Consider the following 26,848-nt stretch of genomic DNA (forward strand, 5'->3'; position numbering starts at 1 on the left):
TTACGACTCCACTGTCAGTAGCGTATCGCCTGCGGCTATACTGTCGCCTTCACTTGCTTCCACAGACACAACTTTACCGTCATGCTCGGCTTTAATGTCCGTTTCCATTTTCATGGCTTCTACCACAATTAATACATCACCAGCTTTCACTTGTTGTCCGGCTTTAACTAAAACCTTAAACACATTACCTGCCAACGGAGCTGTAATTTCCTTACCGGCTCCTCCTGCAGGGGCGCTGCTTTCATTTGTATCTGGTGCGGTGCTCGGCTGTGCCGACTTAATTTCCCCCGCTGGGCCAACTTCAACGGTAAACTGCTCGCCGTTCACTTTCACCTGATAGGTCTGGACGGTATTTTTACTTGCCGCAGTATCAGAGGCTTTTGGTTTAGTCGCTGGTGCCGATTCATCCGGCGCTTCCGGCGCTGGTTCAAAGGCGTCTTTGTTGCCGCGATTCTTCAAAAATTTCAAACCAATTTGCGGGAATAATGCGTAAGTCAGCACGTCATCAACTTCGTTTTCCGCCAGCGTAATATTTTCGTCTTTGGCTTTCTGTTTTAACTCTTTGGTTAAGGCATCCATTTCGTCATCCAGTAAATCAGCCGGACGCACGGTAATGGGCTCATCACCATTTAGTACTTTCGCTTGTAACTCTTTATTCACCGGCGCCGCAGTAGCACCGTATTCACCTCGTAATACACCCTTGGTCTCTTTGGATATATTCGAATAACGGTCGCCGCTCAGCACGTTCATAACCGCCTGAGTGCCAACAATTTGTGACGTTGGGGTTACTAATGGAATGAAACCAAGATCTTCGCGTACTTTCGGAATTTCGCGCAGTACTTCATCAAATTTATCTAACGCGCCCTGCTCTTTCAGCTGACCTTCCATATTCGTCAGCATGCCGCCCGGCACTTGCGCCAATAAAATACGTGCATCCACGCCTTTTAACGACCCTTCAAACTGTGCATATTTTTTCCGCACTTCACGGAAGTAGCTAGCCACTGGCTCTAACTTTTCCAAATCCAGACCGGTATCGCGTTCCGTTCCCTCAACCATAGCGACAATAGTTTCTGTAGCAGAGTGACCATAAGTCATACTCATGGAGGAAATAGCGGTATCCAGCATATCAATGTCGGCATCAATAGCTTTCTGATAAGTCGCTGTACTCAAGCCTGTGGTGGCGTGACATTGCATGGCTATTGGCAGTCCGGTTTTTTCTTTCAAGGCCGTGATGAGCTCATAAGCGTCGTAAGGACGCAATAAACCAGCCATATCTTTAATACAAATAGAGTCACAACCCAAATCAGCAAGTTCTGCGGCCATGGCAACCCACTTATCCAGGGTATGTACCGGGCTTACGGTATACGACAAGGTTCCCTGCGCATGACCTTCAACTTCCTTCGCCGCCTTAATTGCTGTCGCCAGATTGCGAACATCATTCATCGCATCAAAAATGCGGAACACATCAACACCATTAGTGCGGGCGCGCTCCACAAAGCGACGCACCACATCATCGGCGTAGTGGCGATAACCTAGTAGATTTTGTCCACGCAACAGCATTTGTTGGCGGGTATTTGGCATTGCTTTTTTTATCTCGCGTAAACGTTCCCAGGGGTCTTCGCCCAAATAACGGATGCACGAATCAAAGGTTGCACCACCCCAGGACTCCATTGACCAATAGCCAAGCTGATCCAGCTGTTCCAACATCGGCAACATATCATCCAGTCGCATGCGAGTTGCCAGCAAGGATTGGTGGGCGTCACGCAACACCAGTTCGGTAAGCAGTAAAGGCTTGCTCATTGAGATCTCCTGAAGATGTTCTTACGAGTCACGGTAACGGCGCACGGCAGCGCCTATAGCCGCAAGCTTGTTCGGTGCGATTTGAGTGTTTGCATTAGCTGATGGGCGCTTTCTACTGGCAGCTTCGCTACCGGCACCACCTGCAAACCAAAGGCCGATAAGTTTAACGGCGCCTATAAGTAGGATCAGAAACGCAAATACTGTAATGATACCTGCCGCCATAATGACAGCTGCTTCATGAACGAGTTCTGACATTGTTGCTCCTACCTCACGCCAAATGTTAATAAACCATTAAAAACATAAGCATAACATAATGCAAGTCGAAGCTACGAAGAAGGCAACGAAATACCAGCTATTCGCAGTCGAAATGATGCTTAGATAATGAACAGAGCTAAATCGGAGTAAGACAACAGCTTAAGGCAGGTAAAAGCGTGTGAAATTAATTAGAAAACCGAACTAGGGAGTAATTAGAGCACGTAATGAGGAAAACTGATTTAACACTTTCGGGGGATGTCATGGCGCGCTCGGGAGGACTCGAACCTCCAACCGCCTGGTTCGTAGCCAGGTACTCTATCCAGTTGAGCTACGAGCGCAAATTGACAATCTAATCGAATTGTTCACAAGCTTGAAATGGCGCGCTCGGGAGGACTCGAACCTCCAACCGCCTGGTTCGTAGCCAGGTACTCTATCCAGTTGAGCTACGAGCGCGTGTCTTTCAAAATAAATGGCGGTGAGGGAGGGATTCGAACCCTCGATAGGGCTACAAACCCTATACTCCCTTAGCAGGGGAGCGCCTTCAGCCACTCGGCCACCTCACCACTATCTTGTGGCGGAGAATAATAGCGATCTTGACAGCGAAGTCAAACGATTTTTTCCGGATTGGTTGCCAGTTGCGGGATATTTACCCATCTCGGTTGATTTTTCCACAGAAAGGCTTGTTTTCGGATGTTTAGTGAATTTAGGCCAAACCATCAGAAGTTCGAATTTTGCCGCTGCAGAAACGAAAAAGCTGACTTGCGTCAGCTTTTTCAATCTATCTTATTCAGCGTTTTCGTCCGGGCTTTTTTGCTCTGCCTGAATTCGCATGTATATTTCTTCGCGATGAACTGACACTTCCTTGGGCGCATTAACTCCAATACGCACTTGGTTGCCTTTCACCCCCAAGACGGTGACTGTGACGTCATCCCCAATCATCAACGTCTCGCCAACTCGGCGGGTTAAGATTAACATTGGCCTGCTCCTTCAATACTTCCTATTCCCAGAAATTGGTCAGCAATCGGCTCATTTGCTACCGGTTCATCTTAATATTAACAACCCTGTACATTTATTCGATATAACAATCATACTATCTGTGTGTAGCAACTATAATGACACTAAATTCTTTGTCATTCAGTGGCATAAAGCCTAGCAGCTATCACCAGTTACTGCACAATTTTTACACTCTGTTTGACCCGTCAAGCGTGGCTTTTATCGCAATTGTTCACGTAACCACGCAATACCGGCTGACAGTGCATCAGCGAGCTTCTCAGGGTGGCTACCGCCGGCTTGAGCCATGTCCGGTCGACCACCGCCTTTGCCGCCCACTTCGTTAGCAGCAACATTTACCAAGTCCCCTGCTTTCACTTGCGTAACCAAATCTTTGGTTACGCCAGCAATTAAGCTGACTTTATCTTCGCTGCTAACACCAAGTAATACGATGCCGGTGCCCATTTGGTTCTTTAAATCATCAACTATTCCACGCAACGCTTTCGCTTCAGTATTCTCAAGCTTGGCCACTACCACTTTGATACCGGCTATGTCTTCGGCATTGTCCAGTATTGACGAGCCGGCCTGGGCTGCCAGTTGCTGTTGTAGCTCGGCTACCTTCTTGTCTAATCCTTTGCTGCGTTCTAACGCCACTTGCAAACGTTCAAGCAAATGCTGGGGATCGGTTTTCAAAGCTTCCGCAGCACGGCGTAACTGGGCTTGCTGAGCCAAGGTAAACTCAACCGCGCCAGCACCAGTACTCGCCTCAATACGACGAACGCCTGCGGCAATACCGCTTTCCATAACGATACGGAAACTTCCAATGTCACCGGTTTGCTTCACGTGGGTACCACCACATAGTTCCAGCGAGTAGTCACCCACGCTCACAACCCGAACCTGGTCATCGTATTTTTCACCAAACAAGGCCATGGCCCCAGCTTCACGAGCATCATCAATGGCCATTAAGCGTGTTTGCAAAGCATGGTTCTGGCGAATTTCTTCGTTTACCTGACGCTCAATTATAGTTAATTCTTCCGCCGTTACCGCCTGGAAATGTGAGAAGTCGAAGCGCAAGCGCTGCTCGTCTACCAACGAGCCTTTTTGGGTTACGTGTTCGCCCAACACATTACGCAAGGCAGCATGTAACAAATGGGTGGCAGAATGGTTGCGCTTAATTGCTTCGCGACGCTCCAAATCAACCTGAACAGCAACAGTATCACCCACTTTCAGGGCAGCTTCCGCTTTCACATGATGGCCTATAGCTTTGCCCAGGTACTGGGTGTCTTTCACCGGCACAGTGGCACCGTTCACCACTAACTTACCGGTATCGCCAACCTGCCCGCCACTTTCGGCGTAGAAAGGCGTAGCGGCTAACACCACAATGCCAGTGTCACCTTGCGCTAGTTGTTCCACTGCTTTGCCGTCGCGGAATAACTCTACTACCTGGCTGTCGCCGGTAAGTTGGTCATAGCCAGTAAAGTCACTAACACTTTGCGCTTTAATCTTGGCGTTGTAATCAACCCCGAAATTCGATGCCTGTTGCGCGCGTTGGCGTTGTTCGTTCATGGCTTTGTTGAAGCCTTCTTCGTCAACAGTGAGTTCTTTCTCACGCGCAATATCAGCGGTTAAGTCCAACGGGAAGCCGTAGGTGTCGTATAACTTAAAGGCTAAGTCACCAGGTAATACCTTGCCGTCTAAGTCGGCAATAGCGTCAGACAAAATAGCTAGCCCGCGTTCCAGCGTGCGAGCGAATTGTTCTTCTTCACGACGCAACGCGTCTTCAATCACTTGCTGCTTAGCAGCCAGCTCAGGATATGCTGAACCCATTTGTGCTACCAACGAGCCCACCAGCTTACTAAAGAATGGGGTCGGTGCGCCCAGCATGCTGCCATGGCGTACTGCGCGTCGAATAATACGGCGCAATACATAACCACGACCTTCGTTGGACGGCTGCACGCCGTCAACAATCAAGAAGCTGCAAGAGCGAATGTGATCGGCAATAACGCGCAGGGATTTATTATCCAGATCGTCAGTACCAATAATTGCAGCGGCATCTTTTATTAATGCCTGGAACAAATCAATTTCATAGTTGCTGTGCACGTTTTGTAACACCGCAGCAATACGCTCCAAGCCCATGCCGGTATCTACCGACGGCTTAGGTAATGACAACATAGTGCCATCAGCCTGGCGGTTGTATTGCATAAACACCAGGTTCCAGATTTCAATGTAACGATCGCCGTCTTCTTCGGGAGTGCCCGGAGGGCCGCCCCAAACGTCTTCACCGTGGTCGTAGAAAATTTCTGAACAAGGCCCACAAGGACCGGTATCGCCCATGGACCAGAAATTGTCTTTTTCACCAATTCTGGAAATGCGATCTTCAGGAACGCCAATTTCTTTCGCCCAGATATCATAAGCTTCGTCGTCTTCGGTAAATACCGTCACCCATAGCTTGCCAGGTTCAAGTTCCAACCGTTTGGTCAGAAAATCCCAGGCGAACTCAATGGCTTCGCGTTTGAAATAGGAGCCGAAACTGAAGTTACCCAGCATTTCGAAAAAAGTGTGGTGACGAGCGGTATAACCAACATTTTCTAAGTCATTGTGCTTACCGCCTGCACGCAGACAACGTTGCGACGAGGTCGCACGGTTATAGTCACGCTTTTCATCACCCAGAAATACGTCTTTAAAAGGCACCATGCCTGCGTTGGTAAATAACAGCGTCGGATCATTGCCGGGAATTAGTGAACCTGAGCTCACGCGTGTGTGCCCCCGTTCCGCAAAGTAACTTAAAAAAGCTTCGCGAATTTCCGCGCTGGTCATACTCATACCGCATTCCTATTCATTGGTTAAAAAGACGTTTTTGAGAGCGCTAAAGGCTACCATGAAAGGCCTGTTGCGCCTAGTCCGCCAACGTCTCTTGTTGTTTATTTAATGCACTTTTTATGTGCTCGAAGCTGAATCCGCGTTGTTGTAAATACCGCATGCGTTTATTCTTGTCTTTCGCATCTTGCGAAACCTGATCAGGAAAGCGTCGTAGCAACTTCTCATAGCACTGCTGAGCCCAGTCGATTTCCACATTTTCCAGCGCCGCATCAACCTCGGCATTACTAACACCACGCTGCTGAGCCGCAGCACGAACCTTCAACGGTCCGTCGCCCTGCCGTATGCGCTCTTGTAAAAAACTTTGCATAAAGCGTTCATCGCTTTGCCAACCGCGACTTACCGCTTGATCAATAACGCTCCGGCTGACACTGGGGTCGAACCCGCGCTGCTTTAATTTGCGCTCAAGTTCGACATAGCTATGTTCCCGCCGTGCCAGCAATCTGAGCAACACTTCTGACGCTTGCTCAGCGTCGGTGTTGAGTTCCGCTGCACCAGCCTCATTTTCCATTGTTAATACTCCCCACAAATAGGCTCAGGGTAAAATCCTTTCATACAATAAGTGAACCTGTTGGGTGAACCGCACTCATACTTAGTAATGATATGAGTCTTTACTCAAATAGTTTATTTCTTTCAGGTGGAATAGCCAATGACAATCAAACATCTTCTCGCTTACGGCATTCTTATCAGTGCCTTTACCACGATCTCAGCTCATGCTGAAAATGCTGCCCCCGAACAACAAGTCACCGTAACCGGCAGCGCTAGCGTGAATGCCGTACCAGACGTTATTCAGTTGTCTTTTCAGATTAATGAAAAAGGCCCCTTACTTACCAAAATGAAAGCTCTGGTTGATCAAAACACTAGTAGGTTACTGAAAGATTTGCTCGACCGGGGGATTGCCGAAGAGGATATCCAATCCTACCGCCTGCAAGTACATCCTAACTACGAATACAATGGCCAGCGTCAGGAACAAAAGGGTTTCACCCTAAGCCGACAAATTAATGTGGTACTCCGCCAACCCGATCAATTTGATCAGGTTATAGATAATGCGCTGGCACGTGGTGTTACTCAGGTTAGTAATATCAGCTATCAACTCAGTAACCCGGAGCAACTTTATCAACAAGCGTTACTGGCTGCTTTTGCGCAAGCTCGCGAAAAAGCAACGCAAATGGCAGAGCAGGCCGATACCAAACTAGGCCTTGCCACCAACATTGAAGAACTCACTGGGGGGCAACATTCAGCACCTATACAAGCAGAGATGCGCATTCAACAATCCCCCTCATTACCGGGTCAAGAGAGTATTGAAGCGACAATACGAGTTACTTTTAACCTCAACCAGAAGTAGTATGTCAATACGCGGATTGATTTCTGAGGTTAGCGCAGTAAGATAGCACTAGTGGTTCCTGAATAAGGATAGTGCGTGCGCAAACTTTTTCTCTTGGCTTATTCTTTTGTTTTTCTGCTAGTGGCAGCGGTGTTGCCTACGTCAGCTTATGCCGCATTACCGGGGCAATGGGAAGACTTGCGCACCGCCGCCGCCAACAATCCCAAAGAAACACTCAACGAAGTAAACTTGCTCATTGCCGACTATGAATCCCTAAAGCGATACTACGACTTAGCCTACGCCCACATTATCAAAGCGGAAGCATTGCGTGCGCAAGGTGAAGAGCTGGCCTCCTTTGAAGCTGTAACCGAAGGTATTAAATACGCGCAGGTTAGCGAAGCCAGGTTTGCTGAAGCCAGTTTGCGCATGATAGCGATGGAGCATCACTACCTGCGCGGCAATAAGCCAGCAGCAGAACGTGAGCATCAATTAGCTCTAGCGTTGGCCGAACAAATCGAAAACACCGACTTAATTATTGAAACCCGAGTAGTGGAAGCCCAGATTGCCGGCGACAATAACCAGCTTGAACGGGCACTGAATATAGTGAAACTGCTAGACACTAATTACCACTCTAACAATGCCCGGGTCGCTTACATATTTCATTCCATTACCGGTGAAATTCATCGCCTTGCCGGATCCTATGAAGTTGCTATTGAAGAAATGGAAGAAGCACTTAAATTAGCTTCAGATGCCGGCCAGTGGCATTTATCCATACAACATTATAATTTAGGTTTAGCTCGCGAAGCTGCCGGCCAAACGAAGGCCGCTCGCGACCATTACCAAACTTCCATGGATATTTCAGCGTCCTTAGGCGATGACCTTGGCGTTGCTTACGCCAATCAGGCACTTGGTCTATTGCAGTACTATACCGGTGACTATGAGCCGGCCATGCAACGTTATATGGAGGCCCTACCTGCTTTTGTTGAAGACAAGATCTGGCCCATGGAAGCCTGGATGTACATAGGTATTGCGGAAACCTTAATTCTGCGCGGCAAGGCGGATGAGGCACCGAGCTGGATTGACCGTGCCCAGGAACTTATTAGCGAACTCGATGACATTGATCTCGAAGCTAACCTAGCCTACATACAAGCCCAGCTAGCCACCGCACAAGGCAAGCATGAACAAGCTTTAAGCTATTATCAGGATTATGCGCAGTTGGATCGAGAGCGCCAGCTCCGTGATTCTCAGTCCAGCGTTCAGCAGGTACTGAAAGACGTTGAAGCACGTGAAAAACAGGCTCTTAGTGAGCGCGATGAAGCCCGCACTGCCTATGAGATTGCACAGCAACAGCGCAACACCGCCTATCACTGGTTACTGGCTGTAGTACTTATTGCAGCCACGCTGGTATTAATTACTCTGGCAGTACTTAGCAGTAAACTCCGTCGTCACGAACTACTTCTGCGCGATATTAGAGCAACCGATGCAGTGGCTAATTTGCCTAACCGGAAAGAGATCAACCGACAGGCGCAGAACATGATTACCCGCGCTTTAACCAATAAGCGTCCGTTTGCGTTGGCTATTATTCGATTGCATGGCCTGAAACAAATGAATAATCAGTTCGGCCACGATGCTGGCGATAAGCTAATTAATGAATTCAGTAGTTATTGCCAAAACTTATTAACCGGCGAACAACGAATTGGCCGTATTAATGGTGCGCAGTGGTTATTATTACTGCCCGATTTTGACGAAAGCGAAGCTGCAAATTTATTCAAGCGCGTCACTGATGACCTGCTAAAACTGGCTGCAATAGAGAGTAAAAGCAATAGTTCACTTACGGCATATATGGGTTATGCGCAGCTGGATCTTGATGGTGAATCGTTTCGGCATTTATTCGAACGTTGCGAAGAAGCCTGCCACAATGCTCAGCAAGCTGGTCCCCGCTCTATTCAAGTTGCGCCGATGCCCAAACGCTTGCTGGGATAATATGGGTCATACAATGCGGCCCGCCGCCCGCCAGTACGAACTCGCGTGCATCAACGCCGTTAATAACCCAACCGGGTAGTTGACGTTGCAATGTCTGTAACGCCTGCTGGTCTTCGCAAATACCAAATTGTGGTACTAATAAACGTCCGCCAAGGTTCACCAGGTTTACGTAGCTCGCCAACACCGGATGTTGCGCGCTACGCTTAACCACTCCTGCCCGATAAGACATGCCCTGGAACAGTTCCGCCTCAACAGGTAACAACTGCGCGGCTGGCAACTCAATAATTCGATAACGCTTGCCCTGCGTATTCTGCAACTCTTTGAGCTGTGCATGAACCTGCTGCAGATACTCAAAATCAGGGTGATTAGTAGCAGGTAGTCCGCTAATTAGCAGCGTTTCGGAATCAATGAATAGGGCAATATTATCAATATGGCCCTGAGTTTCATCGCCGCTTAGGCCACGCGGTAACCAAGTTATGCGCCCTAACCCTAACTGCTGTTTTAGCGTTCGTTCCGCTTTCGACAGCGGCATGTCCTTGCGTATAACGCTGGAACTTATGGCAAGCGCGTGCCCTTGTCCGTCGGTAGTGAAGTTCCCGCCTTCAAAAATCATTGAGTTGCGTTGCCAGCGGGTCAATAAATGCGTAGCCATGGTTTGCGCGCAACGATTATCTTTACTGACATCGGGATACAACCCTTGCCAGGCATCAAACTGCCACAGCAAAGCTTCTGGCCGTTGTTGGCATTGCTCAGATAACGAAATTGATCGCCAAAATGGTGCTATATCGCACATCCAGGCATCATTATAGGGAATAGGTAAGAGTTTAAAGCTTGCCGGCAGGCGCTTTTCGGCAAGGGCAAATTCATTCAGGTTAATGCCAACCACCACCGGGAGAGTATCTGCGGCTTGCAACAGCAATTCAATCAGAGCATGTTGAGCGGGCTTTGCTTGTTGCCGCCACACATCGCTGCGGCTAGGCCACAAAGCAGCAACAGCACCAGGCTGTTGCCACTCAGGAATACACTGAAAGCCAGCGCTTAAAGGTTGGCCTGCCACTCGTAGTTAACGCCGATCTTTTTTGTTCGAACCACCTGCTGGTTTGCGCGAGCCGCCAGTTGGCGCTCTACCACCAGGGCCTTTACGACGCGGATTATCGGTTACGCCAAAAGCCTGCTCAAGCGATGGTTCGCGGCGCTTGCTACGACTGGAAGCTGGTTTGTCTTGATCGGATCTACCGGCTTTTCCGGGATTCCGCTCTTGCCGTATTTGCGCATTCGCTTTACGAGCTCTGGCAAAGCGCCGTTGCTTGGTGTCTTGCTTCCGCGGGTCGATAAAGCTGCGCTGCTCTGCCGGCAGTTTCACCAGCGAACGTAAGTAATTAATTTGGTCTAAGGTTAGTTCAGCCCAACCGCCGTGTGGTAAGCCTTGCTCCAGCTGAATCGAGCCGTAGCGAATACGCATCAGGCGGCTAACCCGCACTTCCTGAGACTCCCATAAACGCCGAACTTCGCGGTTGCGCCCTTCCGTCAGAGTGACATGGAACCATTGGTTCATGCCATCACCGCCGGCGCGTTTAATGGTGGTAAAGCGAGCTGGACCATCTTCCAACTGCACGCCTTTGCGCAGCCGCTGCATCATAGCTTCGTCAACTTCACCAAAAATCCGCGCGGCATATTCACGTTCAATTTGCTGGCTTGGGTGCATTAATCTATTGGCAAGTTCGCCATCAGTGGTAAATAACAATAAACCAGAGGTGTTTACGTCTAACCGACCCACGGCAACCCAGCGGGCGCCCTGTAAATTTGGCAAGCGGTCATACACGGTTGGGCGGCCTTCAGGGTCTTTGCGGGTACACAACTCGCCTTCCGGCTTGTGATACATCAATACCCGGCACACTACCGCGTCTTCAGGTTTAATAGCGACATCGCGGCCATCAATCTTAACCTTGGCATCAGCGTCAATACGCTCACCTAAACTGGCAATTTTGCCATTTACGCTTACGCGTCCTGCCGCAATGGTCGCTTCCAGTTCACGTCGTGAACCATGCCCGGACCGGGCTAAAACCTTTTGTAACTTCTCACTCATTGTTAATGCACTCTTTGGTCAGTCGCTGTCTCAGCGGTTGTTGATTCCGTGGCCGTTGCTTGTTGAGCATTTTCGGACGATGGAATCGGTGGTAATTCGGCTAAATCTTTCACATTAAAATAGTCTAAAAACTCGGCGGTGGTCGCATATAACTGCGGACGCCCGGGTACTTCTCGTTGTCCGACAACTTTTACCCAGCCGCGTTCCTGCAAGGTTTTCATGATCTGGCTGCTCACGCTAACACCGCGAATCTCTTCAATATCACCACGCGTAATCGGCTGGCGATAAGCAATCAAGGCTAAGGTTTCTAACAGTGCCTGCGAATATTTCGGCGGCTTTTCCTGCCACAGTCCGGCTAAAATAGAACCAAGTTCGGTACGAGTCTGGAACCGATACCCCGAAGCAACCTGCTGCAATTGTACACCACGATTCTGATAATCCTGCTGTAATGCGCTCAATGTCGTTTGAATTTTGGCTTTACTGACTTGCTGAGCAGCCAATAACTCTTTCAATTGATCAACACTCAAGGGCTCGTCTGCGGCAAACAACGCGGCCTCAATAACCTGTTTTAGCTGTTGGTCATGCATGCTCAGTTACCATGTTCTGCTGATCCTGGCGTTTACTAATATGCAGTTCAGAAAACGCGTCTACTTGAGTAATTTCAATTAAGGCTTCTTTGCTCAATTCCAGAATGGCCAGAAAACTAACCACCACACCAGCTTTACCCTCGCTGGTATCAAATACATCACTAAAGCGCACCCGCGATTGCTGGGTGAGTAAATCTAAAATGGCGCTCATACGCGCCCGGGTCGACAAGCGTTCACGGTGAATATGATGATGCTCCTGCAACTGTGCCTGCTGCATTACCTTACCAAAGGCCAACACCAAATCTTCCAGGCTAACTTCAGGTGGTAACTGCTTAACATACTCGCGCGCATCACTATTTGCCTGCACCACACAGAAATCACGTTCCTGCTGTGGTTGCGCCTCAAGGTGTCCGGCACCTTCGCGAATGGCTTCATACTCACGCAAGCGCCGCACCAGCTCGGCTCGTGGGTCTATTTCTTCGTCTTCAACCTGCGGCGGCTTGGGCAGCAGCAGGCGACTCTTAATTTCCGTTAACATGGCCGCCATGACCAAATAATCAGCAGCAAGCTCTAATTTCAGCTCTTTCATCATGTCCACGTAGGTCATGTATTGCTGCGTAATGGGTAAAATCGGTAAATCGACAATTTCCACTTTATGGCGACGGATCAAATACAGCAACAGATCCATGGGTCCGCTAAAGGCTTCTAGAATAAGCTCCAGCGCGTCTGGCGGAATATACAAATCTTCCGGGCGCTCCAAAACCGGTTCACCACGCACAAAACCAAGCGGTAGCGCATGTTGTTCCGGCGTCAGCTCCGGCGTTTCACTCATAGGCCTGCAAAGGGCTCCACCGAGCCACTTCCTTGCCGGGCAATCACTACATTGCCGTCAGCTAAATCAATGACAGTGGTAGGCTTCTCGCCGCGATGGCCGCCATCAATAATCAGATCTACCAGCTTTTCCAATCGCTCACGAATATCGTTTGGATCTGACTCCGCAAACTCGCTGTCATCTAAAATCAAACTGGTCGACATTAACGGCTCGCGCAGCTCAGCCAATAATTCACTGGTAATAGGATCATCGCTCACCCGAATACCTATGGTTTTTCGCTTCGGATTCAGCAACCGTTTTGGCACTTCTTTAGTACCCAGCAGAATAAAAGTGTAGGCACCCGGCGTGTTGTTCTTCAGCAGCCGGAACGCATTGTTGTCAACGCGTGCATAAGTTGCTAATTCAGATAAATCTCGACACATCAGGGTGAAGTTATGGGTTTTGCTGATGTCGCGGATTTGGCAAATACGTTCAACCGCGGGTTTATTACCTAGTTGACAACCAATTGCGTAGCCAGAATCGGTTGGATACACCACCACGCCACCCTGGCGAATAATCGCCACGGCCTGCTGAATAAGGCGCGTTTGCGGATTCTGTGGATGAATTTCAAAATACTGGCTCATGTAGGTGTTCCTTTCTTCTCTTGGCAACTTAAGTTTCTGCTAATTAGTTATAGTTGTTATGGTGTCAGATTCACGCTCAGCCGGCGTCTGCCATAGTGACCATATTGGCACACAAGATTCTGGTAAACAAAGGTTTTTGCCCAGCTCCCGCCAGCGTTTTGGCGCATGAAAATCAGACCCTGCTGAAGCATATAAATTGTAGTCTGCAGCAAATTCGGCAAGCGCGGAACGCTGCCCTTGAGGTTGTTGACCAACAGCGACTTCTAAGCCGTCCATGCCGTCAGCCTGGGCCTCTTCCAGTAAGCGCCGCAGCCATTTGTTGCTCAACTGATACGCGTGCGGATGCGCCAACACTGCATTCCCGCCAGCCGCCTTCACCGCGGCAATAGCAGTAGCCAAATCACACCAATCGGCTTTCACATAAGCAAACTGGCCAGCGCCAACGTAGCGTTTGAATGCGTCTGCAAAGTCTTTAATAACACCTTTAGCCAGCAGTGCGTCGGCAATATGTTTGCGCGTTGGCATGCCGCTAATAGTGCCAAGTTCAACGGTTATATCAATGCCTGCTGCGGCCAGTTTGTCCAACATACCTTGAAAGCGGTCGCGCCTGAGCTGCTGCTGTGCATTTAACAATGATTGAATTGCGCTATGGTCAGGGTTGATATTTAAACCCAACAGATGAATTTCGTGTTGCTGCCAGCGACAGGTAATTTCAACGCCACAAATTAATTCTAGTGGGTGCTGTTCGTTGGCAACTGCTTGTGTTGCGAGCGGCCAGGAGTCCGTACTGTCATGATCAGTAATCGCCAAATAATCTACACCTTGATGCACCGCTCGCTGCACCAGCTCAGCGGGGCTTAGGGCCCCATCGGAGCAATTGGTGTGGCAATGTAAATCGTAAACTGGCGCTAACACTTTGATCTGTTTTACCTATAATTTGACTATGATAGTGAGAACCTTAGCAAAAGCGTCTCTTTCTAACCCCCTGAATTCAGGGTCACGTGATTATATCACGCGTTGCCAATGACAAGGAGTGAAGATGGCTGATTTACCGAAAGTCGTATCCGATGCAAGTGAACGACTTGATAGAATTTATCAAATTCTCGATGTATCCGATGATGTCAAAGAGCGACTAAGACACCCCGACGTTAGCCTGCAAGTGGCCGTACCGGTGCGAATGGATAACGGCGCACTGAAAGTATTCCCGGGCTGGCGAGTGCAATATAATACGGTACTGGGCCCAGCCAAAGGCGGCATCCGGTTCCATCCCAACGTAAACGCTGAAGAAGTGACCGCTCTTAGCTTCTGGATGGCCATTAAAAATGCCGTGGTGGAACTACCTTACGGTGGCGGCAAAGGTGGTGTGCAAGTTAATCCGAAAAAACTGTCCAAACTCGAATTGGAGCGCCTGTCACGCAGTTATATTCGAGCCATACGCCCCATTATAGGGCCTGATACCGATATTCCGGCTCCCGATGTGAACACTAATGAAACCGTTATGAGTTGGATGGTCGACGAGTTCAGCCAACTGGAAGGACGCCATTCACCGGCCGTGATTACCGGCAAACCCATAGGTTTGGGCGGCTCTGAAGGACGTACTGCGGCCACTGGCCTGGGTGCACTGAAAGTGCTGAACATGTGGGTGAAGAAGCAAGACAAAAACCCTGAAGACATGACAGTTGCCGTACAGGGTTTCGGTAACGCCGGCTATTACTTCGCTACCAATGCACGCAAAGCAGGTTATAAAGTCGTAGCCGTATCCGATTCCAAGGGAGCCGTTTATAGCGAAGATGGACTGGACCCGGACAAAATTTACCAGCACAAACACGAGAAGCAGGAACTGAAAGGCTTCGTATATTGCGATAGTTCAGTGAATGAAGAGCCTGAAACGCGCCAGCTAAGTAATGATGAGTTATTAGAGCTGGATGTTGATGTGCTGGTATTGGCGGCGCTTGAAGATCAAATAACTGAAGACAATGCCAACAACATTAACGCCAACCTGGTGCTGGAAATTGCCAATGGCCCGGTGTCTCATGACGGTGAAAAAATTCTGCTGGAGCGCAATATTCCAGTCATTCCCGATGTACTAGCTAACACCGGCGGTGTCATTGTGAGTTACATGGAATGGGTGCAAAATCGCGCTGGTGATTACTGGAGCGCGGAAAAAGTGGAAGAACGGCTAACCGATCGCATTGAGCGAGCGGCCAGCAATTGCTTCGACTTAGCCGAAGAACATGAGCTTGATTTACGTACCGCAGCTTATTTAAAAGCAATCAAACGTTTGGCTGATGCCGCCGATAAACGCGGCAATCAGCACTATTTCAATAACGACTAAATGCTTGCTGCAAGCTCGGCGCCCTGACGAATAGCTCGCTTGGCGTCGAGTTCCGCAGCCACATCAGCACCACCGATTAAATGCACCGGCTTACCTTGCTGTTCTAATTCTTGCTGTAATTCCCGAAGCGGTAACTGGCCGGCACAAATAATAATGTTGTCGACCTGTAGTAGCTTAGTTTCGCCATCCACTTCAATTTCCAGCCCTTCAGGAACTACCGCTTTGTAGCTAACGCCCGGCATCATTTCTACGCCTTTCCCTTTCAGCGATGAGCGATGTACCCACCCCGAAGTTTTGCCAAGTCCGGCACCTACTTTGCTGGTTTTCCGTTGCAGTAAATACACTTGGCGTTCTGGTTGGGCCCGATCGGGTTTGGTTAATCCACCCCGGTTTTCATAGCTGGTATCAACCCCCCACTTCTTCGACCATTGTGCTGTATCAGTGCTCGGGTTGCCCGTAGTGGTTAAATACTCAGCCACATCAAACCCAATACCACCGGCACCAATAAGCGCTACCCGCTGACCTACTTCCTTGTGATCACGCAGCACTTCAACATAGCTAAGCACCTGCGGTGAATCTATTCCCGGAATATTCAGTTCACGCGGTATCACACCTGTTGCCAATACTACCTCATCAAAGTTTTCAGCAGTAATAGACGCAGCCGTTTGACGCGAATTCAAGTGCAACTGCACCCCGGTGTCTTCAATACGTTTCGCAAAATAACGCAGGGTTTCGTAAAATTCTTCTTTGCCGGGAATTTGCTTAGCGTAATTAAACTGGCCGCCAAGCTCACTGGCTTGTTCAAATAAATGCACCTGATGACCACGCTCGGCGGCATAGCAAGCAAAGGCCATACCGGCAGGTCCGGCACCAATCACCGCGAGTTTCTTCGGTTTAGCGGCCTGCACCATGACTAATTCAGTTTCATAGCACGCCTGCGGATTCACCAGGCAACTCGCCCGCTTATTTTTAAATACGTGATCAAGACATGCCTGATTACAGGCAATGCAGGTATTAATGCGATCGGCCTTATCCTGTGCGGCCTTGTTCACAAATTCAGGATCGGCCAACAGCGGCCGCGCCATGGACACCATGTCGGCTTGTCCCTTGGCAAGAATGTCTTCGCCTATGGCTGGGGTATTAATTCGGTTTACCGCCACCAGTGGAATGTTCAACTCTTGCTTCACCCGCTCAGTAATCCAGGCAAAGGCAGCGCGGGGAACTGAGGTAACAATGGTAGGAACTCGCGCTTCGTGCCAGCCAATCCCAGTATTAATGATACTGGCGCCAGCAGCTTCTACCGCCTTACCCAGTTGAATCACTTCTTCGTAATTATTGCCTTCTTCCACCAAATCCAGCATCGACAGGCGGTAAATCAAAATAAAGTCATCACCCACTTCGGCGCGAATGGCGCGAATAATCTCCAGTGGTAACTTACTGCGATTCTCAAAGGAGCCGCCCCACTCGTCGGTGCGTTTATTAGTACGAGGACAAATAAACTGGTTAATCAGATAACCTTCTGACCCCATAACTTCCACGCCATCGTAACCAGCTCGCTTGGCCAGCTTGGCAGCACGCGCATAGTGCTTAATGGTTTTTTTAATTTGCCGCGCCGACATTTCACTAGGTTTAAACGGCGTGATAGGTGCTTTGATAGCCGACGGAGCTACTGAAAACGGATGATAGGAGTAGCGTCCGGCATGCAGAATCTGCAAACAAATTTTGGCGCCGTGTTTGTGTACTGCCGAGGTTACCTGACGATGCTTATTTACATGCCAGAACCGGCTTAGTTCACTGCCAAAAGGCGCTAACCGACCACGAAAATTGGGGCTAATACCACCAGTGACTATCAGGCCTACACCACCTTTCGCACGTTCTTCATAGAACGCGGCCAGCTTGGCAAAACCCTGCTTTTCTTCTTCCAGGCCGGTGTGCATGGAGCCCATCAGAACTCGATTTTTGAGTTGAGTATGACCTAAATCTAACGGGGACAGTAAGTGCGGATATGGAGACGTCACGGCAACCTCGGCAGCAATAAATTAAACAAGCGTTTTAATTAGGCTACTTTACTGCGGTTGCGAAACGAACACAAGCGCGGTAATCGCGCTTGTGTTCAGTCATTTCAGGCTGGTTTATTCTGCGCCAAGTTCCACGGTCGCAGGTTGCTGAGTTGCTTCAATAGTGACAGTTTCGGCTTCCAGGAAGCTCACATCATCATCAGCTTCTGGATCCGCATCATCATCACAGGTCACAGCAGCGGTGTAGTCGCCGGCGGTAATAAAGCCAATTTCAAAGTTATAGTTGGCCGCGCCGTCAAAGAACACGTTTGTGCTGGCATAGGGTTCAACTTCTTCTGAACCGCCGTTGTCAGCCATGTCTTCCAAGGCCACATCAGCACCTTGATACAGATACACACTGGCTACCGGAGCACTGATGTCATCAGGAGCAACCGGGCACTCATTATTTAACAGCAGCGACTCAGCCACAGTACCTTCCAGATGACCAATTTCACTGTTATCCACTAAGCGCAAGCCCGTCGGTTTGAGCAAATAACCATCTTGTCCAACCGGATCCACCAGCGCTTTACGTAAATCAAATTCAAGGGTGTAATTAACTTCACCTGCTGCGGCGATAGTGACACCAATTAACTTCAATTCATTCGATGGCACTCGCAACGGAAGTTTCTCACCGTCAACCATCACATAAGAGCCGGTGCCAATTTCAAGGCGTAACTGGCCATAATTGCCAGCCGGAATTTCTGCATTGTTAACCAGGTTTTCCGAATCAGATCCGGTAACTTCTAGCAAGTTAATACCCCGAGTGTTGGCTACCACTTCGCCTTCCTCGTCTAAGCAGGCATCATTGGCTGCTACTGTGTTGCCATCTTCACCAATGGTAAAAGTTACGGGATCTGCGCCGTTACCGACCAGTTCTACTGTGTTGAAACAAACCATTACTTCTTCAGCAACAGTTACCGGTGCATCACTCACACCAAAGGTAAAATTTGCTGTACCGCTATTGTTGTCATCGCTGTCTGAGCCACAACCCACCAATACGCCCGACAAAGCCATTGCCACTACAAATTTGTTCTTTATCAATGTGTTCATCATAATCAAACTCCTTAAATTACTTGCGGCGCCTAGGTTGGCGCTTGAAATAATTTGACACATTATCTCGGGAACCGTTGTCAAATTTTTGTAATAGTTTAGTAAATCTTGAAATTCATACCTTAAACGCATAGCTGTATTGGAATTTCCGGCTGGAATATTGACATGATGATCAGGGGCAGGTATCTTTGCTCTCGATAAGTTAGACAGGGTAGCTACAAGCCATACAAACAACTTTGGCTTAACGTCTGTTTTACTCGCTTACAAGCTAACTAGAACAAAATTTGAGACTCACACAAATGACTATACAAGTTCAACAAAAACAAGCGAACTGGTGGTGGCACTTCCCGACATAGCGGGTGGTGTGAGTGTGTGCGTTTATAAAACACTTATGAAAACCCGCTCATTGAGCGGGTTTTTTTATGCCCTTAAGTAATGGCTGTAGCTAATTTCAGGTATCAGACAGGAGTCTTGTAGTGGACCAAACGACAATCAATAACGAGCCGGGAACTCTGCAAACCTTGCAGATTCAAATTCCCTATCAAGCCGACCCGCTCGCGCTCTACGCTCGTCTGTGCGGAAGTCGCAGTGACAATATCTTGCTTGAGTCCGCCGAAATTGACTCCAAACAAAGCCTGAAAAGCTTGCTGATGGTAGATGCCGCAATTAAATTCACCTGTCAGGGTCAGCAAGTGCAGGTGGATGCGCTGACCAGCAATGGCAGCCAATTATTGCCTTGGTTGGCCTCACGTTTAGCGCCCTACTTGTCTGAGTCTGCAAGCGACTCAACGCAGCTGCTATTTGATTTCGGCCCGGCTCTTGCTGAACGCACTCAAGATGAAGATTCGCGGCTGCGCAGCCACGGCAACATGGAGCCATTACGAATTGTGCAACAGGGTTTGCAGGCAGCGTCTAAACACCCGTTAAGCGTGTTCATTGGTGGTGTATTCGCCTATGACTTTATCGCCAGCTTTGAGGAGTTGCCCGAGGTGCCTGAAGGTACCAACAGCTGCCCTGATTACGTATTCTATTTAGCCGAAACCTTGCTGGTTATTGACCATCAGCAACAAACCACCGAATTGCTCGCCTCGGTGCTGAGCGGCGAGCATATGCAAACCGAGTACCTGCGTTTAAGCCAGCGGGTTGGTGAAATTGCCGCCCTGTGCCAGCTACCAAACCCAAGTAGCACAGCGCCATCTAATCCGGCTTCGCCAGCAGCGAACACTGAGGTCACAGCCCGACCCAGTCGCCAGCGCTATCAAGAAATAGTCACACAAATGCAGGAGCATATTCTGGCTGGCAATATTTTTCAGGTGGTGCCTTCCCGCCAGTTTGAGCTAAGCTGCCGCGACAGTCTGCGCGCCTATGCACATCTGAAACAAACCAACCCCTCGCCGTACATGTTTTACATTCGCAGCAACGACTTTCAGCTGTTCGGTGCATCGCCGGAATCCGCATTGAAATATCAGCGCGCCAGTAATCAGGTTGAGCTATACCCCATTGCCGGCACCCGGCCGCGAGGCAAAAATGCTGACAACAGTATTCATCCCGACTTAGACAGCCGCCTGGAACTGGCACTAAGAATGGACAAAAAAGAACTTGCCGAACACCTGATGCTGGTTGATTTATCGCGTAACGATTTAGCCCGCATCGCGATTCCCGGCACACGCCACGTGGCCGACCTATTGAAAGTAGACAGGTACTCGCACGTTATGCACCTGGTTTCTCGCGTGGTAGCGCAATTGGCCACAGATTTAGACGCACTGCACGCCTATCAGGCCTGCATGAATATGGGCACACTGGTAGGTGCGCCAAAAATTAGTGCCGCCCGCCTGATCCGTGAAGTAGAAGGTGAACGCCGCGGTAGTTACGGTGGTGCCGTTGGCTACTTAGCTGGCAATGGTGATATGGATACCTGTATCACTATCCGGTCTGCCTTTGTTCGCAATCAACGCGCCATAGTGCAAGCCGGGGCCGGGGTGGTTCATGACTCAGATCCGCTAAGTGAAGTGGATGAAACCGAAGCCAAAGCGCGTGCTGTTATTCACGCCATTCAGTTAGCTGAAGCAGAATTAGCCACTGATTCAACCTCAGGAGCACCGGTATGAAGGCCAGAATTGTACTGATTGATAACCTTGATTCCTTTGCTTACAACCTGGTAGATGAATTGCGTCAGTTGGGCTATGAGCTAACCATTTACCGCAATACAGTGCCCGTGGAAGTAATTCAGGCTGCGTTAGAAAAATATACCGGCCCGCAACTGGTGTGTTTATCGCCAGGTCCCGGGCATCCATTAACTTCAGGTAGTATGTTGAAGCTCATCGACTACTGCTGCGGACGTATACCAATGCTTGGCATTTGCCTGGGCTTTCAGGCATTACTGCATAGCGTTGGCGCGCGCATTGATCGCTGCGAAGAAACCGTGCATGGCAAAGTGGCAAACATAACTTGTCAGGGGCACCCTATTTTTGCCGGGCTGCCCTCCCCCCTTCCGGTCGCTCGATATCATTCGTTAAGCGGCTATGATTTACCTGATACTATTGATCAGTTGGCGCACTTTGGGAGTATTCCAATGGCGGCCTGGTTACCACAGCAATTAGCGCTTGGGTTCCAATTTCATCCGGAATCAGTGATGACTACCTTCGGCACACAGCTACTGCAACAAAGTGTCGATTTTTTATTTCAGCAAACGGCGGCATTCACTAGCCGCGACCAACAGGAGATTTCGCGCTCATGATTCCGTTAAAAAAGCTTCTCGATGGTAATAGCTTAACTCAGACAGAGAGTGTTCAATTGTTTGAGCACCTGGTGAAAGGCGAACTCAACGAAATTCAAATTACCGCAGCCTTGGTAGCCATGAAGCTGCGCAATGAGACTCCTGCAGAAATGGCCGGTGCTGCCCAGGCGTTGCGCGCTGCTGCTAAGCCCTTCATCAGACCAGACCGATTTGTGGTAGACAGTTGTGGTACCGGTGGTGATGGTAGTAATACCTTAAATATCTCCACTACTGCCGCATTAATTGCAGCCAGTATGGGTTTAACCGTAGCTAAGCACGGTAACCGCAGTGTTTCGTCACGCTCAGGGTCTGCAGATGTACTTGAGGCTTTGGACTTGAATGTGACGCAGGATCCCGATGTAGCTGCAGCACAGCTGGACAGATTCAACTTTTGCTTCCTGTTTGCCCCGCATTATCACCCAGGCATTCGCTATGCCATGCCGGTTCGGCAAACGCTAAAAACCCGCACTTTATTTAATTTACTGGGCCCATTGCTGAACCCAGCGCGCCCCGATGCTCAGCTACTGGGTGTGTATGACCCTGCCTGGTGTCGCCCGTTAGCCGAAACGCTGCAATTATTGGGCTGCCGGCGCGCGTTAGTAGTGCACGGTGCCGGATTAGACGAATTGGCGCTACACGGCGAGTCACTAGTACTGGAACTGCGCGATAACGAAATTCGGGAATATACGGTAACGCCGGCCGACTTTGGTTTAACCGAAGCGCCAGTTAGTGAATTAGTGGGTGGTGATGCCGACCGTAACGCGGACTTATTAAAACAAGTTTTAAGTGGCAAAGGTTCGCAGGCGCAACATCATGCGGTGGCCATGAATGTTGCCGCTCTGCTGTACCTAAGTAATGACTACGACAACTTTAAAGATGCCGCTCAGGCCGCCTTAAGCCACATTGAGAGCGGCGCGGCTATGCGTCATTTACAGCAATTGCAGGAGGCTCAGAATGACTGAGGTTATTGCTGAAGAAACCATTCTGAGCGGTATTGTGAAGCAGCGCCAGCAACAAATCAGCGAATTGTTGGAACATTATCCTCGGGCACAACTAGAAGCGCAGCTAACCCCAAGTACCCGCAGTTTACGTGAAGCACTGCTAGCGCCTGGCAGTAGTTTTATTCTGGAATGCAAGAAAGCATCACCTTCGAAAGGCTTGATCCGCGCGGATTTTCATCCGATAACTTTGGCGCAAACTTACTCGCGTTATGCCGCCGCTATATCGGTGCTCACTGAGCACAGCCATTTTCAGGGCTGCTTTGAATACCTCACGGCGGTGTCCCAAAGTGTTAGTCAACCAGTGTTATGCAAAGACTTTATTACTCAGGCAGAACACGTATTGCTGGCGCGCTACTTCGGTGCCGACGCGATTTTGTTAATGCTGTCGGTGTTAGACGACGATTCTTACCGGGAATTGGCTGCGGTAGCCGAACGCTATCAGCTGGATGTGCTTACCGAAGTGAGTACTGCCGAAGAAATGCAACGTGCCAAGGCACTTGGCGCCAAGATTATTGGTATCAATAACCGCAACCTGCGCGATCTAAGCATAGATCCTGAACGTAGTATTGAACTAAGCAAGCTGGCACCAAAAGATGCAGTGCTGGTTGCTGAGTCAGGCTTTAATAATCATGCTCAGGTTCGCGCCACCGCACCTTTCGTAGATGCGTTTCTAGTTGGTAGTGCGCTGTCAGCGCAACCGAATGTGGACCAAGCCTGTCGCGAGCTTATCTACGGCCCTCATAAAGTGTGCGGCTTAACCCGCCCTGAAGATGCGATTGCCGTGCGCAGTGTGGGTGCAGCTTTTGGTGGGCTTATTTTCGTGCCACGCTCGAAGCGATGCGTAAACCTTGCTCAGGCCCGGGCTATTTGCGCAGCTGAGCCGGCACTAACTTTTGTTGGGGTGTTTGCTGACCAGCCGCTACCCGAGGTTATTGCGGTGCTTCAGCAACTGAATCTCACGCATGTGCAACTGCATGGCCATGAAGACGCAACCTATATTCAGGACTTACGCCAGGCCGTGCGCTGGCCTTTGCATGTGACTCGTGCGCTTGCCGTTGACGCGCCACTAATATTGCCGCAACTGAAAGCAGATAGTTATTTGCTGGATAATGGGCCTGGTGGCACTGGTGAGGCTTTTAGCTGGTCGCTAGTTGATGAGCTAACTGACAGCGAGCGGCTGTCCTGCAGCCTGGCCGGAGGCCTTAATCTGAACAATATTCGGGCGGCACGCGCAACTGGCGTTGCCGGTCTGGACATAAATTCTGGTGCTGAACTACGACCGGGCATCAAAGATGCCGGGCAGTTACGCCTTATTTTTCAACAACTCCGCCATTACGGCAAGGAGCAATGATGACACAACCTCTTTCCGCTTATTTCGGTGATTTCGGTGGGCAATTTGTTCCCGAGATATTGTTACCCGCCCTGCAACAGCTGGAAGACGCTTTTGTTGATGCGCAGCAGGATCCTGAGTTTCAGGCTGAGTTCAAACAACTGCTAACCCATTATCTGGGCCGGCCGACGCCGCTGTCGTTGTGCATGAACTTGCCGTTAAAATCGCCAAATGGAACCAAAATATACTTAAAACGTGAAGATCTTCTTCACGGTGGCGCCCACAAAACCAACCAAGTTTTAGGGCAGGCTCTGCTGGCTAAACGCATGGGCAAGAATCGTATTATTGCTGAAACGGGCGCTGGCCAGCATGGTACAGCTACCGCGCTTGCCTGTGCTTTACTGGGGCTTGAATGCATTATTTACATGGGCAAAAAAGACGTTGAACGTCAGCAACCCAATGTATTTCGAATGGAGCTTATGGGAGCCAAAGTAGTGTCGGTTGATACCGGCAGCGGCACCTTGAAAGACGCCGTGAACGAAGCCTTACGCGACTGGACTGCCAGCTATCCAACCACGCACTATTTGCTGGGTACTGCCGCTGGTCCACATCCGTTCCCAACCATAGTGCGCGAATTTCACCGCATGATTGGGGCTGAAGCCAAAGCACAAATTATTGACCGCGCCGGCCGTTTGCCTGACGAAGTTATTGCCTGCGTAGGCGGCGGTTCCAACGCCATTGGCATGTTCGCTGAGTTTATTGATGAAACCGGGGTGGAACTGGTGGGTGTAGAGCCTGGTGGGAAAGGCGTAACCACGCAACATCATGGTGCTACCTTAACCGCTGGCTCGCCAGGTATTTTGCACGGCTGCATGTCGTTTTTGATGCAAACCGATGAAGGCCAGATCGAAGAGTCTTACTCAGTTTCAGCCGGACTTGATTATCCGGGCGTTGGCCCGCAACACGCGCATTTAAAAGCAATTGGGCGTGCGCGTTACGAATCGGTAACCGACGACGAAGCACTGGAAGCATTTGAGTTACTCAGCCGCCATGAAGGTATTATTCCGGCGTTAGAATCTGCCCATGCGCTAGCTTATGCGCTGCGTCGGGCAGCCGAACACGACGCACCGGAAATATTGCTGATAAACTTATCCGGCCGTGGTGACAAAGACATTGACCATGTGCGCCGTATTTATGCTGAACAGGAACGTGCTGAGCAAGAAGGTTCCAAACAAGCGCAGGACAAAAATTCATGAATCGTTATCAAGAATGCTTTAGCAAACTGTCACAAAAAAACGAAGGCGCTTTCGTTCCCTTTGTAACTATTGGCGACCCGAACCCGGAGCAGAGCCTGGCTATTATCAAAACCTTGATAGACGCCGGTGCCGATGCACTCGAGTTGGGTTTACCTTTCTCTGATCCGGTTGCCGACGGCCCGGTTATTCAGCGTGCCAACATTCGCGCTCTGGCTGCGGGTGTGAAATTACAGCATTGTTTGGACATACTGACTGAAGTTAGGGCCTACGCCCCGGACATTCCAATCGGTTTACTGCTGTATGCAAATCTGGCGTTTGCTCAGGGACTGGATAAATTTTATGGCCGTTTAAGTGCCGCCGGGGTGGATTCGGTATTGCTGGCTGACGTGCCCGTAAAAGAAGGATTACGATTTGGTGAGGTTGCCAAACGACACGGCATCGCGCCAATTTTCATCGCCCCGCCAGATGCCTCTGAAGCGACCTTACAGGCCGTTGCCAAAGCCAGTGAAGGTTATGTGTACTTACTTAGTCGCGCTGGCGTAACTGGTGCCGGGGACAGTCTGGCTACCCCCGCCGAAGGCTTAATTGAGTCCTTAAAACAAGCTGGCAGCGCGCCACCACTATTAGGCTTTGGCGTAGCCCAACCGCATCATGTGGAAGCTGCGCTTGCGGCCGGAGCTACCGGTGCCATCAGCGGCTCGGCCGTGGTGCAACGCATTGAAGACAACCTCGACCAACCCGATAAAATGCTCAGCGCACTGCATGAGTTTGTGAGCAGCATGAAAGCGGCTACACGCAAGCCTTAAGCGCATCTTTGATGGCAGGGTACCGGAAGCGGAACCCTGCCTCTTGTAAGCGCTCAGGCAACACTGCTTGCCCGGTTAACAGCATGTGCGACATATCCCCCAATGCTAACTTCAACACCCAGGCCGGCACCCGCATAAAATGCGGTTTACCCATAGCACGCGCTAAACTTTGACTGAATTCTTCATTGCTTACCGGTTGTGGTGCCGTGGCATTATAAACGCCATGACAGTCGGCGTTTGAGAGCATGTGCTCCAGCGCACCTATCATGTCGTCAATGTGTATCCACGACATCATTTGCTTACCATCACCTAAAGGGCCACCCAGGCCAAACTTATAGGGCGTGATCATTTGCTGCAACGCCCCACCATGACGCGACAGCACCACTCCGGTGCGAGTTAAACAAACACGGGTTTTGCCATTCTCGGAGGTTTTGGCAAGGCGCTCCCACTCTGCACACAACCGATGCGCAAATTCATCCGTCGGTTCATTCTTTGTTTCAGTAACCCGGGTGTCGCCCTGATCGCCATAAAAACCAATAGCCGATCCGCTAATAAACACTTCCGGCGGCTGCTCGGCCGCCTGAATCATCTCAGCCAGCTTACGCGTAACCCGCCAGCGACTCTGCTCAATGCGCTCTCGTTGGGTAGCGCTCCAACGCTTGTCGGCAATCCCCTCACCCTGCAAATTAATCACGGCAGCAAAGTCACCGATATCTTTTATTTCATTTAGGTCTTTAATGGCATGAATATCGTGACCAAGCTGTCGGTAGGCTTTACTTGGCGATCGCGTTTTTACTGTGATCTGATATTGGTTGCGCAACCGTTTAACCAGTTCAGATCCAATTAAACCGGTACCGCCGGTGAGTAAGAGTTTCATTTT

At 49.8% G+C, this 26,848-nt stretch carries 23 protein-coding genes, 3 tRNA genes and 1 other annotated feature; of the genes, 9 read left to right on the forward strand and 17 right to left on the reverse strand.

Features of this window, described 5'->3' with window-relative positions; translation table 11 throughout:
• The 8 genes from oadA to CCE91_RS08110 form a co-directional block, all read right to left on the reverse strand.
• Positions 1-1,800, reverse strand: a complete 1,800-nt coding sequence (gene oadA, locus CCE91_RS08075; RefSeq protein ID WP_086434670.1) for a sodium-extruding oxaloacetate decarboxylase subunit alpha — start codon at positions 1,798-1,800, stop codon at positions 1-3.
• Positions 1,801-1,821: 21 nt separating this feature from the next.
• The gene (locus tag CCE91_RS08080) at positions 1,822-2,055 is read right to left on the reverse strand and encodes an OadG family protein (protein ID WP_086434671.1); all 234 of its coding nucleotides are present in this window, start codon (positions 2,053-2,055) and stop codon (positions 1,822-1,824) included.
• Positions 2,056-2,316: 261 nt separating this feature from the next.
• Positions 2,317-2,393, reverse strand: a tRNA-Arg gene (locus tag CCE91_RS08085).
• Between the two features lie 38 nt (positions 2,394-2,431).
• Positions 2,432-2,508, reverse strand: a tRNA-Arg gene (locus CCE91_RS08090).
• Positions 2,509-2,525: 17 nt separating this feature from the next.
• A tRNA-Ser gene (locus CCE91_RS08095) sits at positions 2,526-2,618 on the reverse strand.
• A gap of 220 nt (positions 2,619-2,838) precedes the next feature.
• Positions 2,839-3,030: a carbon storage regulator CsrA gene (gene csrA, locus CCE91_RS08100; RefSeq protein WP_086434672.1), complete on the reverse strand. Its 192-nt coding sequence runs from the start codon at positions 3,028-3,030 to the stop codon at positions 2,839-2,841.
• 237 nt (positions 3,031-3,267) lie between these two features.
• Complete coding sequence (alaS, locus tag CCE91_RS08105; RefSeq protein ID WP_086434673.1) at positions 3,268-5,868, reverse strand: alanine--tRNA ligase; 2,601 nt, start codon at positions 5,866-5,868, stop codon at positions 3,268-3,270.
• Positions 5,869-5,941: 73 nt separating this feature from the next.
• Positions 5,942-6,433 (reverse strand): regulatory protein RecX, encoded by a 492-nt coding sequence (locus CCE91_RS08110; RefSeq protein ID WP_086434674.1) that lies wholly within the window; start codon positions 6,431-6,433, stop codon positions 5,942-5,944.
• A 138-nt stretch (positions 6,434-6,571) separates the two neighbouring features.
• Here CCE91_RS08110 and CCE91_RS08115 point away from each other — a divergent pair, with 138 nt between their 5' ends.
• Together CCE91_RS08115 and CCE91_RS08120 are read left to right on the forward strand one after the other, a co-directional pair.
• Positions 6,572-7,267 carry an SIMPL domain-containing protein gene (locus CCE91_RS08115; protein WP_086434675.1) on the forward strand — a complete coding sequence of 232 codons (696 nt, stop codon included), beginning with the start codon at positions 6,572-6,574 and terminating at the stop codon, positions 7,265-7,267.
• 75 nt (positions 7,268-7,342) lie between these two features.
• Positions 7,343-9,229 carry a tetratricopeptide repeat-containing diguanylate cyclase gene (locus CCE91_RS08120; RefSeq protein WP_086434676.1) on the forward strand — a complete coding sequence of 629 codons (1,887 nt, stop codon included), beginning with the start codon at positions 7,343-7,345 and terminating at the stop codon, positions 9,227-9,229.
• On the opposite strand, the gene CCE91_RS08125 is transcribed toward CCE91_RS08120, so the two are convergent.
• The 6 genes from CCE91_RS08125 to CCE91_RS08150 are packed head-to-tail and all read right to left on the reverse strand — an operon-like array spanning position 9,189 to position 14,272.
• Positions 9,189-10,286 carry an agmatine deiminase family protein gene (locus CCE91_RS08125; RefSeq protein WP_086434677.1) on the reverse strand — a complete coding sequence of 366 codons (1,098 nt, stop codon included), beginning with the start codon at positions 10,284-10,286 and terminating at the stop codon, positions 9,189-9,191. The two genes, CCE91_RS08120 and CCE91_RS08125, sit on opposite strands and share 41 nt — an antisense overlap.
• A 6-nt stretch (positions 10,287-10,292) precedes the next feature.
• Positions 10,293-11,315: a 23S rRNA pseudouridine(2605) synthase RluB gene (gene rluB, locus CCE91_RS08130; RefSeq protein WP_086434678.1), complete on the reverse strand. Its 1,023-nt coding sequence runs from the start codon at positions 11,313-11,315 to the stop codon at positions 10,293-10,295.
• A gap of 2 nt (positions 11,316-11,317) precedes the next feature.
• Positions 11,318-11,908, reverse strand: a complete 591-nt coding sequence (scpB, locus tag CCE91_RS08135; protein WP_407681282.1) for an SMC-Scp complex subunit ScpB — start codon at positions 11,906-11,908, stop codon at positions 11,318-11,320.
• Positions 11,895-12,734, reverse strand: a complete 840-nt coding sequence (locus CCE91_RS08140; RefSeq protein ID WP_086434680.1) for a segregation and condensation protein A — start codon at positions 12,732-12,734, stop codon at positions 11,895-11,897. The genes scpB and CCE91_RS08140 overlap by 14 nt, the downstream gene beginning before the upstream one ends.
• Positions 12,731-13,357, reverse strand: coding sequence for an L-threonylcarbamoyladenylate synthase (locus CCE91_RS08145; protein WP_086434681.1), 627 nt, complete (start codon positions 13,355-13,357; stop codon positions 12,731-12,733). Before CCE91_RS08145 ends, CCE91_RS08140 begins: the two co-directional genes overlap by 4 nt.
• 39 nt (positions 13,358-13,396) lie before the next feature.
• Positions 13,397-14,272, reverse strand: coding sequence for a PHP domain-containing protein (locus tag CCE91_RS08150; RefSeq protein ID WP_086434682.1), 876 nt, complete (start codon positions 14,270-14,272; stop codon positions 13,397-13,399).
• A gap of 124 nt (positions 14,273-14,396) precedes the next feature.
• Between CCE91_RS08150 and CCE91_RS08155 the strand changes: the two genes are divergently transcribed.
• Positions 14,397-15,692 (forward strand): Glu/Leu/Phe/Val family dehydrogenase, encoded by a 1,296-nt coding sequence (locus CCE91_RS08155; protein ID WP_086434683.1) that lies wholly within the window; start codon positions 14,397-14,399, stop codon positions 15,690-15,692.
• Here CCE91_RS08155 and CCE91_RS08160 read toward each other — a convergent pair.
• The gene (locus tag CCE91_RS08160) at positions 15,689-17,710 is read right to left on the reverse strand and encodes an NADPH-dependent 2,4-dienoyl-CoA reductase (protein ID WP_086434684.1); all 2,022 of its coding nucleotides are present in this window, start codon (positions 17,708-17,710) and stop codon (positions 15,689-15,691) included. The genes CCE91_RS08155 and CCE91_RS08160 overlap by 4 nt on opposite strands.
• A 114-nt stretch (positions 17,711-17,824) precedes the next feature.
• Positions 17,825-18,802 carry a DUF4382 domain-containing protein gene (locus CCE91_RS08165; RefSeq protein ID WP_086434685.1) on the reverse strand — a complete coding sequence of 326 codons (978 nt, stop codon included), beginning with the start codon at positions 18,800-18,802 and terminating at the stop codon, positions 17,825-17,827.
• 326 nt (positions 18,803-19,128) lie between these two features.
• Positions 19,129-19,223 (forward strand) — a sequence feature (Trp leader region).
• Positions 19,224-19,275: 52 nt separating this feature from the next.
• Between CCE91_RS08165 and CCE91_RS08170 the strand changes: the two genes are divergently transcribed.
• The 6 genes from CCE91_RS08170 to trpA are packed head-to-tail and all read left to right on the forward strand — an operon-like array spanning position 19,276 to position 25,968.
• On the forward strand, positions 19,276-20,907 hold the full coding sequence (locus CCE91_RS08170; RefSeq protein ID WP_086434686.1) for an anthranilate synthase component 1: 1,632 nt from the start codon (positions 19,276-19,278) through the stop codon (positions 20,905-20,907).
• Positions 20,904-21,536 carry a glutamine amidotransferase-related protein gene (locus CCE91_RS08175; protein ID WP_086434687.1) on the forward strand — a complete coding sequence of 211 codons (633 nt, stop codon included), beginning with the start codon at positions 20,904-20,906 and terminating at the stop codon, positions 21,534-21,536. Before CCE91_RS08170 ends, CCE91_RS08175 begins: the two co-directional genes overlap by 4 nt.
• Entirely contained in the window at positions 21,533-22,537 is a 1,005-nt protein-coding gene (gene trpD, locus CCE91_RS08180; protein ID WP_086434688.1) for an anthranilate phosphoribosyltransferase, read from the forward strand. The genes CCE91_RS08175 and trpD overlap by 4 nt, the downstream gene beginning before the upstream one ends.
• Positions 22,530-23,927, forward strand: a complete 1,398-nt coding sequence (gene trpCF / locus CCE91_RS08185) for a bifunctional indole-3-glycerol-phosphate synthase TrpC/phosphoribosylanthranilate isomerase TrpF (RefSeq protein ID WP_086434689.1) — start codon at positions 22,530-22,532, stop codon at positions 23,925-23,927. Before trpD ends, trpCF begins: the two co-directional genes overlap by 8 nt.
• On the forward strand, positions 23,927-25,162 hold the full coding sequence (gene trpB, locus CCE91_RS08190; protein ID WP_086434690.1) for a tryptophan synthase subunit beta: 1,236 nt from the start codon (positions 23,927-23,929) through the stop codon (positions 25,160-25,162). Before trpCF ends, trpB begins: the two co-directional genes overlap by 1 nt.
• On the forward strand, positions 25,159-25,968 hold the full coding sequence (gene trpA, locus CCE91_RS08195) for a tryptophan synthase subunit alpha (protein WP_086434691.1): 810 nt from the start codon (positions 25,159-25,161) through the stop codon (positions 25,966-25,968). The genes trpB and trpA overlap by 4 nt, the downstream gene beginning before the upstream one ends.
• Here the strand turns inward: trpA and CCE91_RS08200 are convergent.
• A complete protein-coding gene (locus CCE91_RS08200) occupies positions 25,952-26,845 on the reverse strand; it encodes a TIGR01777 family oxidoreductase (RefSeq protein ID WP_086434900.1) in 894 nt (297 codons plus the stop codon). The genes trpA and CCE91_RS08200 overlap by 17 nt on opposite strands.
• Positions 26,846-26,848 lie beyond the last annotated feature (3 nt).

Origin of the sequence: Pseudidiomarina planktonica (genome assembly GCF_900177775.1) — a bacterium.
GTDB lineage: Bacteria > Pseudomonadota > Gammaproteobacteria > Enterobacterales > Alteromonadaceae > Pseudidiomarina > Pseudidiomarina planktonica.